Here is an 18754-nt window from a genome sequence, read left to right as displayed (position 1 = left end):
AAAGCCGGGAGGCCTGGTAACTACCTTAAATCACTCTGAGGAGCAATGGGATGCGCCGAACGGCTGGGCACCGCTGCAGTGGGTAGGTATACAAGGGCTGCGCGCTTATGGCCACAAAGATCTGGCCAATACCATTGCTACCAACTGGATAAGCACCAACAGGCGGGTATTTAAGCAAACAGGAAAACTAATGGAAAAATATAATGTGGAGCAGGCGGGTGCAGAAGGGGGAGGAGGCGAATACCCGAACCAGGATGGTTTTGGCTGGACAAACGGTGTGCTTCTAAAACTGCTTACCTCCGACAGCTATTTAAAATCGGCAAATAAAGCTGTTGATTAATTTTGAAACAAAGCTTTTATCTGGTTTATCTGTTCTGGTTCGAGAGGTTTATGTAGAAAGCCTGCTACGAGCTTATAATGTTCCGACTTCGCCATATCTACTGGGCTAATGGAAGAAGAAAGAATATAGATTTTGAGTTTTGGGGAGAGGTTGTGTTCGTAAGGCAGTAGCGCATCTAAAAATGCCCAGCCATTCATGTAGGGCATATTCAGGTCTAAGAAAATGAGATCAGGTAAACTCTCAGCAGTGGGGGCCATTAGGTCTTGTAAAGCTTTTTCGGCATCAAGGTAGCAATCTATTTGGCCTGCCAGTTTTTCTTCTTCTAAAACGTGCTGCGTCAGATAAGTACTTAATTCATCATCATCTATAATAAAGGCTTTGTGAATTAACATAACTTAAGTTTGTTGGTAGTAGATTTTATAAGAGCATGTAATGAAGCAGGTAACTGGTTTTAAACTATACACTGCTTCGTTAGTAGTTACAACTAATAAATCATTAAAATTAGAAATTAAAGAATAATACTTTGGAAATCAATTTCCGATAATACAAGCATAATCTTCTAAAAATCAACCTGTTTAAACAGTAGCAGAAAATTTTTATATCGGTTACTGCTTATCGTGTGTTCGTTGCAACCAGGTACTACAGCAGTTGTTTGGCACAGCAGTAGCAGTATTATTTTTAATGATTGAATTTAAATATAAATAAGTAATTCTCTTTTGAATTTAGGGCCTTTTAAGTTCATTTACTAATAAGAGTTATTATCTCGCATTTTTAATAAGGAACGAACTCAGTTATAATACCGGTAATCTGGCTCTTTTGTTCTAACTATTGTTAGTTTTTGTTATAGAAAGCAACTACTACGCAGGGGCCAGTTATAAAAATGCTTAGACACCAGAAATAACTTACTCGTTTTCACTTCAGCAGCGTAAGGTGGCACTGTGCGCAACACTGGAATATAAATAACTAATGTTACGCATTCAGGATGTGCAAAATGTTAAAGACCTCTACAATGCAAGAGTAAAGCTTAAGGGCACTGGATGACGCAGCAGCTAAAAGAGTTGGAGCCAAACTTAAAGGCCTTTTATAAACTTATTGCGTAACATCAGCGAATAAACAAAAAACCGCTGCCTACCTAAGCAGGAGCGGTTTTTTAGTTATAGTGCCATCAAGTAACTAACCGTTTTTAGCTTTTGATGGGGTGGTGTAGCAGCACAATAGAACGACCATCTACTTTAATGGTTTTTCTGGCGCCATAGGTTATGCCTTCTTCTTCTACCCTGTTTTCGCTGGTATCCAAAATTTTGGTCCATTCTTCACCGTACTTCTTTAGCGGCAGTTTAAAGCTGATGGGCTCGTAGTGTGCATTAAAGATTACGTAAAAGCTATCGTCTATAATTTGCTCGCCTTTAGGCCCACGGGAGTGAAGCCCTCGCCCGTTCAGGAAAATAGCCAGTGATTTAGCATGATCCTGGTTCCAGTGCTCTTCCGACATTTCTTTACCATCTGGTAAAAACCAACCAATGTCTTCGAGGCCAACGCCTTTAATAGGCTGCCCCTGGAACCAGCGACGACGGCTGAAAGTGGGGTGGTTGCGACGTAGCGAAATCAGTTTTTGCGTGAACTCCAGTAGCTCCTTATCGGCTTCCTGCCAGTTGAGCCACGAAATCTCGTTATCCTGGCAGTAGGCGTTGTTGTTACCTTGCTGCGTACGACCTATTTCATCGCCGGCCACCAGCATAGGTACTCCCTGCGACAGGAACAGCGTTGTCAGGAAGTTACGCTTTTGCTTTGCCCGCAGCTCATTCACTACCGGGTCGTCGGTTGGGCCTTCGGCACCGCAGTTCCAGGAGCTGTTGTGGTTGTCACCGTCTTTGCCGTCTTCGCCGTTGGCCATGTTGTGCTTGTCGTTGTAAGACACCAGGTCGTTAAGCGTAAAGCCATCGTGGGCAGTAACAAAGTTAATGCTGGCAGTAGGCTTGCGGTAGTCGTCCTGGTACAGGTCGGGGCTGCCGGTAAAGCGGAAAGCAAACTCACCGATCATGCTCTCTGCACCGCGCCAGTAGTCGCGTATACAGTCGCGGTACTTGCCGTTCCACTCGGCCCAGCCTGGCGGAAATTTACCTACCTGGTAACCACCTTCACCTACATCCCAGGGCTCGGCTATCAGCTTTACCTGCGAAATAATAGGGTCCTGATGTATAATATCGAAGAAAGAGCCCAGCCTGTCTACGGCATGCAGCTCGCGCGCCAGCGTGGAAGCCAGATCAAACCGGAAGCCATCTACGTGCATTTCGGTGATCCAGTAACGCAGGCTGTCCATAATGAGGCGGAGCACACTTGGCAGCATGGCATTCATGGTGTTGCCGGTACCGGTGTAGTCCATGTAGTAGCGTTTGTCATCTTCTACCAACCGGTAATACGAAGCATTGTCTATGCCTTTAAAAGACAGGGTGGGGCCCATATGGTTGCCTTCGGCAGTGTGGTTGTACACCACATCGAGTATAACCTCTATGCCTGCCTTGTGCAGTTCTTTCACCATTTGCTTGAACTCCACCACTTGCTGGCCGAGCACCCCACTGCTGGAGTAGCGCACGTCGGGTGCAAAAAAGCCGATAGTGTTATAACCCCAGTAGTTGGTGAGGTCTTTTTCCATTAAGTAGCGGTCGGTTACAAAGTGGTGCACCGGCATTAGTTCTATGGCTGTAATACCTAACTCCTGCAAATATTTAATGGTAACAGGATGGCCAAGAGCAGCATAACTGCCTCTAATGTCTTCCGGAATATCGGGGTGCTGCTTTGTAAAGCCTTTTACATGGGTTTCGTAAATAATTGTTTTGTGGTAGGGGATTTTAGGCGATTTGTCTCCTTCCCAATCGAAGTTCGGGTCTACCACCACCGATTTTGGAATATACGGTGCGCTGTCTGTTTTACTTATGCTCAGGTCCTCGTCCGGGTTACCAACTTCGTAGCCAAACAACGAGTCGTGCCACTCTATGGTGCCGGCAATGGCTTTGGCATAAGGGTCTATCAGAAGTTTGTTCGGGTTAAAACGGTGGCCTTCGGCGGGAGCATAGGGTCCGTGAACGCGGTAACCATAGAGCTGTCCGGGCTTAATGCCTGGTAAATAAGTGTGCCAGACGTGGTGCGTGCGTTCCGTTATTTTTATCTGCACATTTTCGGTAGGCTCATCTGCCGATTTAAAAAGGCAAAGTTCTACGTTCGTGGCGTTTTCAGCATAAAGTGCAAAATTTACACCTGTTCCATCCCAGGTGGCACCTAAAGGGTAAGGACTGCCGGGGTATACCTCAGTATTCATAGTTAATGTTAGTCAAGAAGCTTAGAGAAATTAACTGTTTGATGATTTTGTTAAATCTTCCGTGTGTACGCAACCATTGAATAAAAGGTGCTGTTACACGCTCTATTACACCGTAACAAATAGGATGCAGCCAGTTTACCCTTTATAATTATGTAGTTAGGCTTAACTTATTTTTAGCCTACATTCGTAAATTATGTCTTAGAGCTTTAGGAATATGTATAATGTTGTCGATCTGTTTTTTATAATTATAATGCTGGTGAGTGTGGTTACGGGCTGGCGCCGGGGCTTTATTATAGGCACACTCGATCTGGTGCGGTGGGTTGCCAGCCTCCTGATCGGACTCCAGTTTTACCCCGCCCTGGCGGGCTGGCTAGGCAAAATGCTCAATTGGACCAGTTTCTGGCTGCTGCCTGTTTCTTTTTTCATGGTTACCATGCTGGCCAGTGTGCTGATTCATTTTTTGTTCGATCTGGTGCTGACGCGCCTGCCTGCCTCGGTGCACCATAGCAAAGTTAACCAGGCGCTGGGGCTGGTGCCGGGGGCCGTGAGCGGCCTGGTAACTGCTATCATCATTGCCATGCTGCTGCTGGCTGTTCCTTTGCCAGAAGCCATAGAAACACGTGTGGAACAAAGCCCTATTGCTAACCGATTAGTGGTTTTTACCGATAAACTGGAGACTGCCCTGGGACCTGCGTTTGATGAAGTGGCGCAACGCACCCTCACCGGCATGACGGTGGTACCTGATTCTGAAGGAACAGTGGAGTTGCCTTTTACAGTAACTAATGTAAAGCCGCGGCCCGACCTGGAGGCGCAGATGCTGGAACTCCTGAACAAAGAGCGCGTGGCAGTTGGGCTGCAGCCATTGGTGGCCGACACAGTGCTTCGTGAAGTTGCCCGTCAGCATGCCACCGATATGTTCAGCAGAGGCTATTTTTCGCACCATTCTCCCGAGGGCCTCGATGCTTTTGACCGGATCAGGCAGGCGCACATACCGTTTCGGATTGCCGGCGAAAACCTGGCCCTGGCTCCGACCTTACCCATTGCGCACGAGGGGCTCATGAACTCACCCGGCCATAGAGCCAACATTCTGCAACGCCGCTTTGGGCGTGTGGGTATCGGAATTATGGAAGGTGGGAGCCGCCGTCTCATGATAACTCAGAACTTCAGAAATTAAGAGCAGGAGCATCTGAGACCCTTGGCTAAAAAAGTAGCTTTTTGCTTCGGAAGGGATTTTTCATTTGAATAATTGGTTGTTAAAAGGTTGTTTTGTGTATAAGTCTAAATAAAGGAAAAAAGACTATTGAAAAATTAACATTTTATTGTACCCATTTTAGCAGCATCATGAACAATCTTATGTCCTGTAAAAGATGACAATGCAATTTCTACTTCCGGTTTGTAAAGATACAGTTTGTACAGCCTTGTTACATTAAATAGAACTTTTCCGGGGCTTGTGGGGCCGGAATTTCTTTTTCTAACAAAATCTGCCTGATGTTTATTTCGATGGTGCGGGCAATGGCAGTTACAGGTGTGTCGGTGGGTTTGTTGCGGAAAGGGTCCTGCATGTGCCGCGCTGTTTTTTCGATCATGAAGAAGGCGGAAGCCACCACAATAAGTATTGGAATCTCGAACACGCCTACAGTTTCTACCAGTGCGATAGATAAGATGATGAGGAAGATGTACATAAACACATGAATGAAAATGCGGTAGGTAATCGGGAAAACAGTGGTGTTGATGCGTTCGGCTTTGCCCATGGAGTCGCAGAGGCGGCTCAGGGTGCTGTTGATCTGCACCTCCTGAAACGGATTTACCGCCTCGCGCTGCCGTAGCTTGCGCAGGTCTTCCATCTGCAGCATGAGCAGCGCAAACGATTTGTTATTCTGGCTTTCTAGAAACGAAACTTCATTTGGTGGCAGAAACTGCTCCTGCTCAGGTGTAAGCGGTTTAAGGCCGCGCAGCGACTGGCCCAGGCAGTAACACCAGGCTATCTGCCGGTTGGCCATGCGATGCAGCAGGTTTGGAGCATCGGTGTATCGTTCGCCATCAATAAATCCTTTGAGCTGTATAATCAGCGACCTCGAATCGTTAACAATGGCTCCCCAGATTTTACGGGCTTCCCACCAGCGGTCGTACGATTGGTTAACGTTAAAGGCCAGAATAAGCGAAATAGCAGTACCCAGCAGGGTTGGCAGCTGAAACGGAACTTCCGGCAACGAATCAATGAAAAATAATTTGATGAGGTGAAAGGAGACAGAAAATAACAGCACCCGGAATACATCCCATCTTATTTTTTTATAAATGTAACTGAAGGGTATGTTTTTGTCTATAAGCATCTTGTGTAGGTGTGGCCTTAGCTGTGAAACATCTTAAAAGTACAAGCTACTATGTACGCGTACTGCTTGTTGCCTGTTTAGCCGCTATGTTGCAAGCGCAGTTACTCTTCTTGTTCCAGAAGCTCTTGGTGCTGGGGGTGCCGCTCTAAAAACCTGGCCACCACCGGGCACGAAGCCCTTACCTTAAACTTGTTTTGGGCTGCAAACTCTAAGCCTGCTTCTATTAACTTGTTGGCAATGCCTTTACCGCGGGCGTTCTCGGGTACAAAGGTGTGCGTAAAATCGAGGATTTGTGGCGCGGGTGTGGAGTAGGCAAGTTCTGCTTCTTCTTTGTCTGGTAGTACCATGGTAAATTGCTGGTACTTTTCTTCGTGCGTTACTTTTGTTTCCATAGGTTGTAGCTGGTAAAGTAGTGTTTAGATTATTTGAGCTTCCGGAACGAATTATTCAAATGAAAAAGCCCTCCGGAAGGTTTTTTCTTATCTTTTGTTCAAGGGTACTACAAATGAAGTAAGTTACTTATGTACGTAGCTGGGCTATTTCATGTACAAAAAAAAGCTCCGACTGCAGGTGCAGCCAGAGCTTTAGCAAATTTATAGGTTGGTTCTGTTATAGAGACCTCAGCAACAGGCTTATTTCATTTTCATGATCTCGGTACCGGCCAGCAGGAAACAGCCTAAGCCATAATCTTCGAAATCGGGTCTGCTGGTGTAGGTTACAGGTTGGCCGTCTTTGGGCTCTTTGCCAGTGCCTTGCAGGTAACCCAGAAAACCTGTTGGGTGCACTGCTTCCTGAGTCATCGCGTTCCAGGCTTTTGCAATAATGGGGTTGTACACGTTTGCATCGAGCAGGCCATTGTTCACGCCCCAGGCCATGCCGTAGGCAAAAAGCGCTGTACCCGATGTCTCTTTTCCGCCGAAATGCTCGGGGTCCTCGAGGCTCACATTCCAGAAACCGTCTTCGCGCTGCAGGGGCACCAGTGCCTTCATCATTTCGAGGTAGGTTTTCTGATACTCGTCGCGGTGCGGACCGTTTTTAGGCATAATATCCATAACGCGCACCAAGGCAGCTACTACCCAGCCGTTGCCTCTCGACCAGTAAATGTCTTTGCCGTTTGGCGACTGCACCGGCGGTACAAAGTCTTTGTCTCTCCACCACAAGCCATCTTCGGCATTGTAAAGGCCACCACCAATCTGCGTTTTGGTAGCCATATACATCTCGTACATGCGTTGGTGGTAAATGTCGGCGCTGTCTGGGTAAATCTGGGCTAATTGTGCGTAAATAGGCATGGCCATCATCAGGGCATCAATCCAGTCCCAATCGTCTACTTTGGTGCTATTCACCATGTTGTCCATAGAGGCTTTAATAGAGCGGATGCGCTCCGGCTTCGGATCGATGTTGTATAGCTCGATGTAGGTCTGGCCGCAGGTCTGGTAATCGGCGTGCCGCACTTTGTCGCCTCCTGTAAGCCCCCAGTTGTGCTTCTGACCCCAGTCTACGGCGTAATCGTAGTAGCGCTGCTGCTTGTCTTCCTTGTAAAACTCCATCAGCCCGATGTAATAAATACCGCGCGTCCAGATGTTGCTGGGGCGGGTCTTGTTTGTCACGATCTCTTTGCCAGGGTCTGGCCACTTTTGCATAAAATAATCGTTGGTGAGCCGTAAGGTCGTCAGCACCTGTTCTTTCTCAGGCAGTTTAGCGGTGCCGTCAGGTGTTGATTTCTGAGAGGCACACGCCGCACCAATTAGGGCCAGCAGGCTCAGTAAAGGTATTCTCCAAAGAGAAGTAGTTTTGTTTGTCATGGTAAAAGGTACTGATTGTTAGTTAATAAGTAAAAGGACACAAGTGTTAAGACACAAGCTACTAGACTTTTTCGTTTTCAATTATTTGATTATTAGATATTTGCTGGTTAATAAGTCTTGGCAGATGTTGAAATTTATTTTGTCTACCTACTTGCTAAATTATTTGCAGGTTAATTATGGCTCCAGTCAAATAAATCTACCAATCCTTTCAACCTGAAAATCATTCGTTAGAAAAATATAAAACATCTAACCTGATAAATTTACTTTAAAGTGGAACCGGTAAGTGGCTCTGGTTTTTCATAAAATTCGATTTCGTTTATTCCTAAGGCACCCTTTGCGTCGGTTGTGTTTCCAGCTGGTTCTTTAACGCCTGTTATCTCCAGAAATCCAAACGCATCGCCATCTATGTTGGGTCCTATGAGCTTTATCATCACATTTTTTCCTGATGTTGGTGGGAAACTAACCGTGAAATAACCCAGGCTGCGCACTGTGTTTCCTTTAAAAACCTCTTTGCCGTCTATTGTAATTACCACGGGGTAGCTTCTGTTGCGCCAGTTGTTGAGCTTCATGGAAATTTCGCTTAACACTGCGGTTCGCTCTAACTCATAGCTGATCCAACCGGTAGCCAGCAGTCCGTCATTCTCCCAATCAGACAGCTCATTATCATCGAAAGATTTGTTTACGTCCTGTTGGTTTGCGCCTGCTGTTGCTTTTACAATGCCAACAGGCGTGCGCGACACTACATAAGACTGGCCTGCAGGGGTAGGGCCACGGTCCAGGTAAGATGGCAACTTGTCGCCGGGAAGCCTGGTGGCCAGTCCGTTTTCCTGCTTAAATGGTTTCGATTTTAGCGTGACAGCTGCTGATTTCAGCCCCGCTGCCTGTGCCTTTAGCTTAATTTTGCCTGCTTTGGTCGTAGAACGGATCAGCACCCGGTTCACACCGCCTTCAACAGGCAGGCTCTTGGCCAGAATGTAGTTGTCCGGGCCCTGGGCAATGCCTCCACGCCATTCGGCGGCACCCTCTAAATTAAAGTCTACCATGTTGAGGGCGGTAGGGCAGCGGTTGCCTTTGCTGTCAACTACTTCAACTTCTACCAGCGCCAGGTCGTGGCCGTTTGCCAGTAAACCATCGGGTTGTTGCATTACGGTGAGACGAAGCGCCGCTGGCTTGCCTGCTGTTTCTTTATTAGCCTCACTTACTTTATTGCCAGCCTTGTCGTAACTCACCGCGCTGATAGTGCCGGGCTCGAAGCTGATGTTCTTAAAGGTGTAGAGGAAGCGGTGGCTCTGCTCGCCTTTACCTTTCGATTTGCCATTAACAAACAGCTCCACCGCCTCCCCGTTAGAAACCACGAAAATGTCTTTCGTTACCGAAGGCTCATAGTTCCAGTGGCCCATAATGTGTGTCCTGGGGTTTTCTGGCTCTACCCAGCCGTCCCACATTATTTGGTGGGCAAAAAAGCCATCCTTGGGTATGCGCATGGCATCTACTTCGCCGCTTCTCCGGTAATTTTCCTCTCCCCGATAGTGGGTGTTGGTGTCAGAGAACACGATGTTCACGCCTCCGGAACTCACGCGCTTGCCCGTGCCGGGGCGCTCTCGCCAGTAATCGAACCAGCGGATCACGTTCTCCTTGGCATGCGAATCCTGGTTACGGTTGTAGTCGCTGGCATCCTGGCCTTTGTAAAGCGGGCCAGCCCCGTCTTTGTGGTAAGGCGGCGTAAATTCATCCCAGTACTTGCGCAGGCCTTCGTCGCGGGAGTACTCGGTGGCCCACATAGGTATGTCGGTACTTTTGTTAATATAGAGCATTTCGCCACCGTACTCCGCTACCTCACTGTCGAGCATCTCGCGGGAGCCAATGGCACGGCCGCCATAGGGGTCGTATTTATCGCGGATATCCTTCATCTCCTGCATGTGCTCCTCGCTGATAGACTCGTTGCCCGATTCATAGAAGATAATGCTGGGGTTGTTTTTGTTGTAGATGATGGCATCGCGCATGAGTTCGGTGCGCTGCTCCCACTGCCGGCCTTGCACGTCCTTTTCGGCATCGCCGGCTGGCATGGCTTGTATCAGCCCCACACGGTCGCAACTCTCTACGTCCTGTTTCCAGGGGGTAATGTGCATCCAGCGCACCAGGTTGCCGTTGCTTTCTACCATCAGGCGGTTGCTGTAGTCGCTGAGCCAGGCAGGTGCCGACATGCCCACGCCCGGCCACTCGTTGCTGGTGCGCTGGGCATAGCCTTTTACCTGCAGCACCCGGTCGTTTAGGTAAAACATGCCATCCTTAAAAGCCGTCTTCCGAAAGCCGGTTCGTGTTTGCACTTCGTCTATAGGGTTGCCATCAACTTTCAGGGTGGTGTGCACGGTATACAGGTAGCCATAGCCCCAGCTCCAGAAGTACAGATTGTCTAACCGGGCACTGGCTTTCACTTTTTGGCTTTCGCCTGGAGCCAGCGTGGTTGGCGTTCCGGCAAAGGTCTTCACTTTCTTCCCGTCCAGGTCTTCTATCACCACTTCATACTGAAAAGTTTTAGCGCTGGTATGTTCGTTCTTAACTTCTGACTCCGCTGTGATGGTAGCCATTCTGGCCTGAATGTCGATATCGCGGGCGTAGATGTACACGCCGGTGGTGCCGAGGTGGGAGTAGAGCGGCAGTGTCTGGTAGAGCTTGTCGGAAATGTGCAGGTAAACGTTTTTCGGGATGCCGCCATAGTTGGCGTTAAAGTTCTCGTTGTTCCACTGGTAGGTAGAGTTCGAGGATTTTTCGCGGTATTTCCAGTCGCTGTCGGTGCGAACGGCTACTACATTCATGGCAGGAGCAGGCTTTACCAGTTCGCTTATGTCGAAGCCTACGGCCATGGCTCCGTTTTCGTGGCGGCCAATGTGCTGGCCGTTTACGTAAAATTCGCCGCCCTGGCGCACTCCTTCAAACTCCAGAAACACCTTTTTACCTTTGGTGTTGGGCGGCAGTTTAAACTCTTTGCGGTACCAGGCAACGCCGGTGGTAAGGGAGTGGATGTCGAGTTTATAAGCTTCGTCTTCGTTCCAGGCCCAGGGTAGGGTTACTTTTCGCCAGCTGGCATCATTGAAGCCGGGGGCCTCGGCTCCGGCAGGGTCACCTACCAGTACTTTCCAGCCGGGGTTAAAATTGAATTTCGTGCGTGGGTTTGCAGCCGTTTCCTGACAAAAAACTACAGCAATTGTAAACAGGATGCAAAATCCTGTAAGAGATGAGAGCTTAGTTGGCAAAAGCATTTTTAGACCCATTTTCTATTGTTTAGTGCTTTATAAAAATCAGTTTCAGGTTAGCTGTACTGTTCGGATTATTCTAATGAAAATAGCCTTCCGAAGGCCATTTTGCTTTTTAGGCTCAAGGGTCTTAGTAAAACTGTCGGAATAAATTCAGCAACTCCTAAATGAAAACTGATAATAAATGCTTCTGTAAGGGCCATTAAAGCACATTTTCAATATTTATACTTTTGAATTTCTAATTTTTAATTTGGCGAAGCTCCTTGGCTGGTCCGGCACTTTTATCAAAAGTAAAGTCTTTGCTACTGGTTTCTATCCTGTGCTATCCTGTGAGAAGTAGATGTGCTTAGCAGGCGACTTATATTTATATGTAAAGCCTTAATTTGCTGAAAGCTAGCTACTGAGATATTTTTAAATTAAAAGTTTTATAACTAATGTTAATTTGTTATTATGTAACTTATATTTGTATATTTTCTGCTGGAATTTAGTAGCTCATGAGGGTTCAAAAAATACTTTTGCTGTTTTTTCTGGTATGCCAGGCTGTTAGTGGAGCAAGGGCTGGCCTGCACGATGCCTATAAGTTTTCGCTGCTCGACATGAACAACGGGCTGGCGCATAACCAGGTGAACTGCTTTTTAAAAGACAGCAAGGGCTACATGTGGGTAGGCACCAATGGAGGCCTGAGCCGCTACGATGGCTACCAGTTCACCACCTTCCGACACGATTCTAAAAACCCGCATTCTCTTCACGAAAACGAAATACAAAACCTGTACGAAGGACCTGAAGGCTTTATCTGGGTGGTTTCGTTTTCGGGTATCTCAGTTTACAACCCAAAAACAGAACACTTCGCAACCGGCGACCTGAGTTCTTTTATGCGTGCCTACGGCTTGCAAAGCTCCGGTTTTACCGGCATTTTTAAAGATTCGCGAGGAGACTTCTGGTTTATGCAGCCAGGGCAGGGGCTAACCCGCTATAACCCAAAAACAGGCAAGGCACTGCGGGTGCAGCACGAGGCAGGCCACAGCAATGGCATCGGGAGCAATTCGGTGGCCGCCATGAGCCAAAGCCGGCAAGGCGATTACTGGGTGTTGCACCAGAATGGACTGCTGGAAAGGCTCAACAGCAACAGCCTGCAGGTAGTGGAGCGCGTAACAGCTCTTGCCGAAACACTTAAAGGGGCAACCGATAACCTGACACTGCTCACTGATAGCGACAACGACCTCTGGATTTCGTCGCGCGTACGAAATGCCGGCGTTTTTATGTTTAACACCTCGGCCAAAACGCTTCATAATTTTACAAAAAGTACCCCTGAACTCAGGCTTAAATCGAATGTGGTACGCGGGGTAGTGGAAGCGACACCTGGTACTATTTGGGTAGCCACCGACCATGGTGGCGTAAGCATCGTGCAGAAGCAGACAATGCAGGTTAGCTACCTGCTCAGCCATGCCAACGAGAAAAACGGGCTTGTCGACAATAGCGTCAACTCTATTTACAAAGACCGCGATGGTATTATCTGGCTCGGGACCTATAAAAAAGGATTCAACATGTATCACCCAGACATGTTTCGGTTCCGGCATTACATCAACCAGCCGGGTGCTACCCAGAGTCTGCCTTACAATGACGTAAATCGCTTTGCCGAAGACGACAAGGGCAACCTCTGGATTGGTACCAACGGTGGAGGACTGCTGTATTTTAACCGGAAAACAGGGCAGTACACCCGCTACCTGAGCGACGCCAACAACCCCAACAGCCTGGGCAGCGATGTAATTGTGAGTCTGCTGATTGACAGGTACAAGAATCTCTGGGTCGGCACGTATACCGGGGGGCTTCACAAGTTCGACGGTAAAAAATTTACCAGGTACAACACAGGCTCAGCAGACCTGACCAACCTGACAGACGATAACATTTGGGAGATTTTTGAAGACAGTGAGGGCACCTTATGGGTAGGCACCATGCGCGAAGGCTTGTTTCGCTACGACCATGCCAGCGGCAAATTTGAGCAGTACACCATGCGCAACGACGGCACCGGCCTGCAATCTAACTACATAGCAGCCATAGCCGAAGATGCCGATAAAAACCTCTGGATAGGAGGAAACAATGGAGTAGATGTACGGAATAAGAGAACCGGTAAGTTAACGCAATTCCGTAACGACCCTGTCAATAGCAAGAGCCTGGCCAGCAACAATATACTCGATATTTTTACTGATAGCCGAAAAAACACCTGGCTGGCCACGCCAGAAGGATTACTGTTATACAGACCCAGCGATAACTCGTTTCAGCTTTTTAACCAGGAGAGCGGTTTGCCCCATAACATCGTTCTAACCATTTTAGAAGATGCAAAGCAAAACCTGTGGGTGAGCACGCTGCACGGCATTTCGAATGTAGTGCTGCAGCAAGACAAAACCGGCAACCTAACCGCCTCATTCAGAAACTACGACGAATCTGATGGGTTACAGGGGAAGGTATTTAATGAGAATGCAGCTTTTAGAACATCAGGAGGAGAATTGATTTTTGGTGGCCCCAATGGCTTTAATCTCTTTAACCCCAACAAGCTGGGCAAGAACCTCGCGGTGCCCAATATTATTTTCACCGATTTTCAACTCTTTAACAAAAGCCTGAGAGTAGGAGAAGAGCAGGATGGCCGGGTAATCCTGACCAGTGCTGTTTCTGAAGCTCCGGACATCACCCTGAAACACAACCAGGACATCCTGACAATCGGGTTTGCGGCCCTAAGCTTTTTTCATCCGGAGAAAAACAGGTACAGATATAAACTGGAAGGATTCGACAAAGACTGGCGCGAAACCAGCCAGGGAACCAGGCAAGCCACTTACACCAACCTCGACCCAGGCGAGTATGTGTTTCAGGTGCAAGCCTCTAACAACGATGGTATCTGGAACGAAGCAGGAATACAGATGAAGATTGAGGTGCTGGCTCCTTTTTGGCGCACCACCTGGGCCTTTGTGCTGTATGGCTTGTTGGGCGTGGTGCTGTTATATTTTATCAGGGAGTATGAGCTCAGGCGCAACAGACGCAACTTTTTGCGGGAGCAGGAGAAACGCGAGGTGGCACAAATGCAGGAGCTTAACCTCATCAAGATCAGGTTCTTTACCAACATCAGCCATGAATTCAGAACACCACTGGCTCTTATACTGGCTCCTTTGGAGAAGCTGCTGAAAACAACCACAGACCCTGAGCAGAAAAAGCAGTTCGACATGATGAACCGCAACTCCAGGCGGCTGCTTAACCTGGTAAACCAGCTCCTCGATTTCCGGAAGCTTGAGGTGGAGGGCATACAACTTCATCTTTCAGAGGGCAACGTTATTAAATTTATAGAAACCTCTGTGCAGTCTTTTATGGATCTGTCGGAGAAAAAGAACATTCGCCTCTCCTTCTACACCCAACCAGATGCCTGGTATGCCTCCTTCGATATGGATAAGCTGGAAAAAATACTGTTTAACCTGCTCTCCAACGCCTTTAAGTTTACCGACGAAAATGGCAAAATAGAAGTAACCGTTACCGTGCAGGAAGAGGGTAAGGCACAGGATGGTTTCAGAATACTGGAGATGCAGGTACAGGACACTGGTATTGGCATTGCCAAAGAAAAGCAGGGAAAGGTATTCGAACGGTTCTTCCGGAACGACGTTCCTAACAACATGGTGAACCAGGGGAGCGGCATTGGCCTGTCCATTACAAGCGAATTTGTGAAAATACATGGCGGCCAGATTTTCCTGGAAAGCGAACCCGGCAGTGGCAGTTGCTTTACGGTGCGCATACCGATGAAAGAAATGACACCTGGCAGCCTGGAAACTGAACCTACTCTACTGGAAGAGGAGGAAGCTGTGGCCGGCATATTAGCTGTGGCAGAAGAAACTTCATCTGATAAGCAAGCACTGCAAAGAGCCAAGAGCAGGCCGGTAGTGCTGCTGGTAGAAGACAATGAAGACTTCCGGTTTTACCTGAAAGATAACCTGGGAGTGCACTTCGATATGCTGGAGTCGAAGAATGGCAAAGAAGGCTGGCAAAAAGCACTTGCCACCTTGCCAGATCTTATTGTGAGCGACCTGATGATGCCGGAAATGGATGGTATTGCCCTCTGCACCAAAATAAAGCAGGACCCACGCACCTCTCAAATTCCGTTTGTAATGCTAACGGCGCACAAGGCAGAGGAACTGCAGGTGAAAGGCCTCGGGTTGGGTGCTAACGATTTTATAAGCAAGCCATTCAACTTCGAAATTCTGCTTTCGCGCCTGCAGAACCTGATTGCACAGAGGCGGCAGTTGCAGGGGGCCTATGAGCGAAAGATTAGTGTAGAGACAAGTGCCGTAGAAATACAATCGCTGGATGATAAACTGATTCAACGCGCCATTCAGGTAGTAGAAAACAACCTCGAAGACTCCGACTTCTCGGTAGAAGCCATGAGCCGCGAGCTAGGCATGAGCCGGGTACACCTATACAAAAAGATGGTTGCCCTTACCAGCACCTCCCCAGTAGAGTTTATCCGCAAAATCAGGCTGCAGCGCGCCGCTCAGTACCTCGAGAAAAGCCAGCTTACCGTAGCTGAAGTGGCTTATAAAGTAGGCTTCAACAACAGGAAGTACTTCACAAAGTATTTTAAGGAAGAGTATAACATACTGCCCTCAGCATACGCTGAGCAGCACAAGCCGGTGCAGGAGGTGGAGTAGGTTTTGTATGAATCAGGATTAACAGGATATGGAGGTATGGAAATCCTGTACATATTAGATTCGTGTCAATTCTGATGTAGACAGAAGATTTACAGTATTTCCACTTCCTTTGATCCCTTACTTTTTGCTATCTTGCTGAATAGGTTCTTGATCTATAGGTGCGGCACCAGAAGCAGCAAGATATCTAAAGAGTAATTTCCGGAAGCATTATTAGTTTACCAACCTCTATATTGTACGGGAAAGTATCCATACATCCCCTTCATCCTGTAAATCCTGATTCAGGAAAAGAAACTGTTGCTGTAAATCCCTTCAGCTGTTATCAAATGATCCTGAATTGCCTCTCTAGCCTGGGAAAGCTGCTTTTTTTGGCTGTTAACATCCCATCCATACAATAGAAACATTTAATACCCTGCTCAAAGCTTTCTGGTTTTTACATTTGTGTACTTATGTTAGTTAGTCTTTTGCCAGGTGCAGGATAACTAATGGTTTAGCTTACAAACGGTTATTTAAAGCAGCATGAAAATGAAGTATACAATTCTTGCGATTCTTGTTCTTGCCCTCTCCTCTTTCCGGGACCCTGCTGTGCTCAGTTATCAGAAGATGGCCGATGGGGTGGTGGTGAAATTGAATAAAGAGCAGGCTGGTGATTCGCAGTATGTGAAGATTCGGGTAATATCTGATAAAATTATTCAGGTAATTGCTACACCCGATACCGAATTAGGAGAACCAAAAAGCCTGATGGTGATTGGTGATCTTAAACCGACCTCCACCTGGGAGCTTAAAGAAAACAAGGAGTCGCTGACGGTACAGACAAAGGAGTTGCGGGTAGAGGTATCTGGTAGCACAGGAGAAGTTACTTTTTTCGATAAGAATGGGCAGGAGATACTAAAGGAGGCGAACAATGGTAGGCAGACCTTTACTGGCGTTACCTACGGCACTACCCCAACGTACCAGCTGCACAAATCCTTTCAGGTGGCCGACGATGAAGCATTTTATGGGCTGGGGCAGCACCAGGCGGGCCTCATGAACTACCGGGGCTGGCAGGTGGACCTGACGCAGTACAACTCGGTGGCAGCAGTGCCGTTTATGGTATCGAGCAAAAACTACGGCATCCTCTGGGATAATAACTCTATTACGAAATTTGGCGATGTGCGCCCTTACCGGCAGTTGTCGGCCCTTACACTGTATGGCAAAGACCAGAAGCCTGGCGCCCTGACTGCTACTTATATCTCTGACGATAAAGCTGGCAAAGCACCTATTGTGCGACCAGAGAAGGAGATTTATTATGAGTTCCTGCAGCAACAGCAGGATTTTCCGGAAGGTTATTCTTTACAAGGCGGAAAGGTATTATGGGAAGGGGCTATTCAGTCTGATGAAACAGGTACGCACCGTTTCTTGATGCCTGGTTCAGGTTATGTAAAAGTTTGGCTCGATAACAAACTGCTGCTTGACAGATGGCGCGAAGCCTGGAACCCTGGTTTCTCAGTTTTTAAACACGACCTCAAGAAAGGCCAAAAGCATTCCCTGAAGATTGAATGGCTACCTGATGGCGGGCAATCTTACATCGCACTCCGTTACCTGCCGCCGATTCCTGCTGATGAGAAAAACAAGGTAGCCTTTGCCTCAGAAGGTGGAGACGAGCTGAACTACTATTTTGTGTATGGCGAAAACCTGGATGAGGTGGTGAGTGGCTACCGTAAGCTAACAGGCAAAGCGCAGATAATGCCGAAGTGGGCAATGGGCTTCTGGCAGAGCCGCGAGCGCTATAAAACACAGGATGAACTGCTCAGTGTAGCCCAGGAATTCCGTAAGCGTCAGATACCGATAGATAACATCGTACTTGATTGGTCTTACTGGGAAGAGGACCAATGGGGAAGCCAACAGTTCGATAAAAAACGCTTTCCTGACGCTGAAGGCATGATAAATAAGCTGCATGACCAAAACCTGAAGCTCATGATATCAGTGTGGCCGAAGTTTTATGAAGGCATAGAAAACTATAAGTTGTTCGACTCCAAAGGGCTGCTGTATAAAGCCAGCATAGAACAAGGAGTAAAGGACTGGATCGGGGAGGGGTACGTTTCTACTTTCTACGATGCGTTTAACCCGGAAGGCAGGGAGCTGTTCTGGCAACTGCTTAAGAAGAACCTGCACAGCAAAGGCATAGATGCCTGGTGGCTCGATGCGACTGAGCCCGACATACTGTCTAATACTACCATTGAGCATCGGAAACAACTTATGGGTCCTACTTTTTTGGGCCCATCTGAAAAATTTTTCAACGCTTACCCGCTCATGAACGCCAAAGCCATCTACGAAGGGCAGCGACAGGACTTCCCAGAGAAGCGCGTATTTATTCTCACCCGTTCTGCCTTTGGTGGTCTGCAACGCTACGGAGCAGCCATCTGGAGCGGCGACATAGCATCCACATTTGAAGAACTGGGTCGCCAGATCCCGGCAGGCTTAAACGCCTCTCTCTCCGGCATCCCCTACTGGACAACCGATATAGGCGGCTTTTTTGTGGAAGACAAATATGACCGGCCGGCTCCCAAAGGCGATGCCCTGGAAGAGTGGCGGGAGCTGAATGCACGCTGGTACCAGTACGGCACTTTTACGCCGCTCTACCGCTCACATGGCCAGACACCGCACCGGGAAGTCTTTAACATTGCTCCCGAGAACCACAAGGCATACCAGTCTATTGTATACTACAACAAGCTACGCTACCGCCTGATGCCTTATATCTACTCCCTCACCGGTCAGATTTATCACCAGGATGGAACCCTGATGCGGGCTCTGGTAATGGATTTTGGGCAGGATAAGAAGGTTCAGAACATCGGCGACCAGTTTATGTTTGGTCCTAGCCTGCTCATTAACCCGGTGTATGAGCGCCATGCCACCTCCAGAAGCATGTACCTGCCAGCCGGCAGCGGCTGGTATAACCTCAACGATGGCCGGTACCAGCAGGGTGGGCAGCAGATTACAGCAGCGGCCCCTTACGAAACCATGCCAATATTTGTAAAAGCCGGAGCCATTGTA

At 48.0% G+C, this 18754-nt stretch carries 10 protein-coding genes; 4 read left to right on the top strand and 6 right to left on the bottom strand.

From position 1 onward, the window contains the following. Window positions 1-340, top strand: a 340-nt coding sequence (locus FVR03_RS20690) for a trehalase family glycosidase (RefSeq protein ID WP_304608230.1), incomplete at its 5' end; no start/stop codon positions are given. On the opposite strand, the gene FVR03_RS20685 is transcribed toward FVR03_RS20690, so the two are convergent. Together FVR03_RS20685 and glgX are read right to left on the bottom strand one after the other, a co-directional pair. Further along, entirely contained in the window at window positions 337-732 is a 396-nt protein-coding gene (locus FVR03_RS20685) for a response regulator (RefSeq protein WP_147923680.1), read from the bottom strand. The genes FVR03_RS20690 and FVR03_RS20685 overlap by 4 nt on opposite strands. Window positions 733-1523: 791 nt before the next feature. After that, on the bottom strand, window positions 1524-3656 hold the full coding sequence (gene glgX, locus FVR03_RS20680) for a glycogen debranching protein GlgX (RefSeq protein ID WP_147923679.1): 2133 nt from the start codon (window positions 3654-3656) through the stop codon (window positions 1524-1526). Between the two features lie 214 nt (window positions 3657-3870). Between glgX and FVR03_RS20675 the strand changes: the two genes are divergently transcribed. After that, window positions 3871-4830 (top strand): CvpA family protein, encoded by a 960-nt coding sequence (locus tag FVR03_RS20675; protein ID WP_147923678.1) that lies wholly within the window; start codon window positions 3871-3873, stop codon window positions 4828-4830. 247 nt (window positions 4831-5077) lie between these two features. On the opposite strand, the gene FVR03_RS20670 is transcribed toward FVR03_RS20675, so the two are convergent. From FVR03_RS20670 to FVR03_RS20655, 4 genes are all read right to left on the bottom strand, one after another. Then, window positions 5078-5986, bottom strand: a complete 909-nt coding sequence (locus FVR03_RS20670; RefSeq protein WP_147923677.1) for a bestrophin family protein — start codon at window positions 5984-5986, stop codon at window positions 5078-5080. A 101-nt stretch (window positions 5987-6087) separates the two neighbouring features. Continuing rightward, complete coding sequence (locus FVR03_RS20665; RefSeq protein WP_147923676.1) at window positions 6088-6378, bottom strand: GNAT family N-acetyltransferase; 291 nt, start codon at window positions 6376-6378, stop codon at window positions 6088-6090. A 240-nt stretch (window positions 6379-6618) separates the two neighbouring features. Continuing rightward, complete coding sequence (locus tag FVR03_RS20660) at window positions 6619-7788, bottom strand: glycoside hydrolase family 88/105 protein (RefSeq protein WP_147923675.1); 1170 nt, start codon at window positions 7786-7788, stop codon at window positions 6619-6621. 260 nt (window positions 7789-8048) lie between these two features. Continuing rightward, window positions 8049-11060, bottom strand: a complete 3012-nt coding sequence (locus FVR03_RS20655) for a glycoside hydrolase family 2 protein (RefSeq protein WP_255474329.1) — start codon at window positions 11058-11060, stop codon at window positions 8049-8051. A 476-nt stretch (window positions 11061-11536) separates the two neighbouring features. On the opposite strand from FVR03_RS20655, the gene FVR03_RS20650 reads away from it, so the two are divergent. Further along, complete coding sequence (locus FVR03_RS20650) at window positions 11537-15724, top strand: hybrid sensor histidine kinase/response regulator transcription factor (RefSeq protein ID WP_147923674.1); 4188 nt, start codon at window positions 11537-11539, stop codon at window positions 15722-15724. A gap of 522 nt (window positions 15725-16246) precedes the next feature. Further along, window positions 16247-18754, top strand: a 2508-nt coding sequence (locus FVR03_RS20645; protein WP_187270244.1) for a TIM-barrel domain-containing protein, incomplete at its 3' end; no start/stop codon positions are given.

It is taken from the genome of Pontibacter qinzhouensis, assembly GCF_008017455.1.
GTDB lineage: Bacteria > Bacteroidota > Bacteroidia > Cytophagales > Hymenobacteraceae > Pontibacter > Pontibacter qinzhouensis.
Note: the sequence above shows the minus strand (reverse complement) of the source record. Positions and strands in the feature narration are given on the sequence as shown.

Excerpts from the sequence above, each read along its gene's own strand:
- FVR03_RS20670 (WP_147923677.1), bottom strand. The coding sequence starts at position 5,986 with ATGCTTATAGACAAAAACATACCCTTCAGTTACATTTATAAAAAAATA.
- FVR03_RS20675 (WP_147923678.1), top strand. The coding sequence starts at position 3,871 with ATGTATAATGTTGTCGATCTGTTTTTTATAATTATAATGCTGGTGAGT.
- FVR03_RS20660 (WP_147923675.1), bottom strand. The coding sequence starts at position 7,788 with ATGACAAACAAAACTACTTCTCTTTGGAGAATACCTTTACTGAGCCTG.
- FVR03_RS20685 (WP_147923680.1), bottom strand. The coding sequence starts at position 732 with ATGTTAATTCACAAAGCCTTTATTATAGATGATGATGAATTAAGTACT.
- FVR03_RS20650 (WP_147923674.1), top strand. The coding sequence starts at position 11,537 with ATGAGGGTTCAAAAAATACTTTTGCTGTTTTTTCTGGTATGCCAGGCT.
- FVR03_RS20665 (WP_147923676.1), bottom strand. The coding sequence starts at position 6,378 with ATGGAAACAAAAGTAACGCACGAAGAAAAGTACCAGCAATTTACCATG.
- FVR03_RS20655 (WP_255474329.1), bottom strand. The coding sequence starts at position 11,060 with ATGGGTCTAAAAATGCTTTTGCCAACTAAGCTCTCATCTCTTACAGGA.
- glgX (WP_147923679.1), bottom strand. The coding sequence starts at position 3,656 with ATGAATACTGAGGTATACCCCGGCAGTCCTTACCCTTTAGGTGCCACC.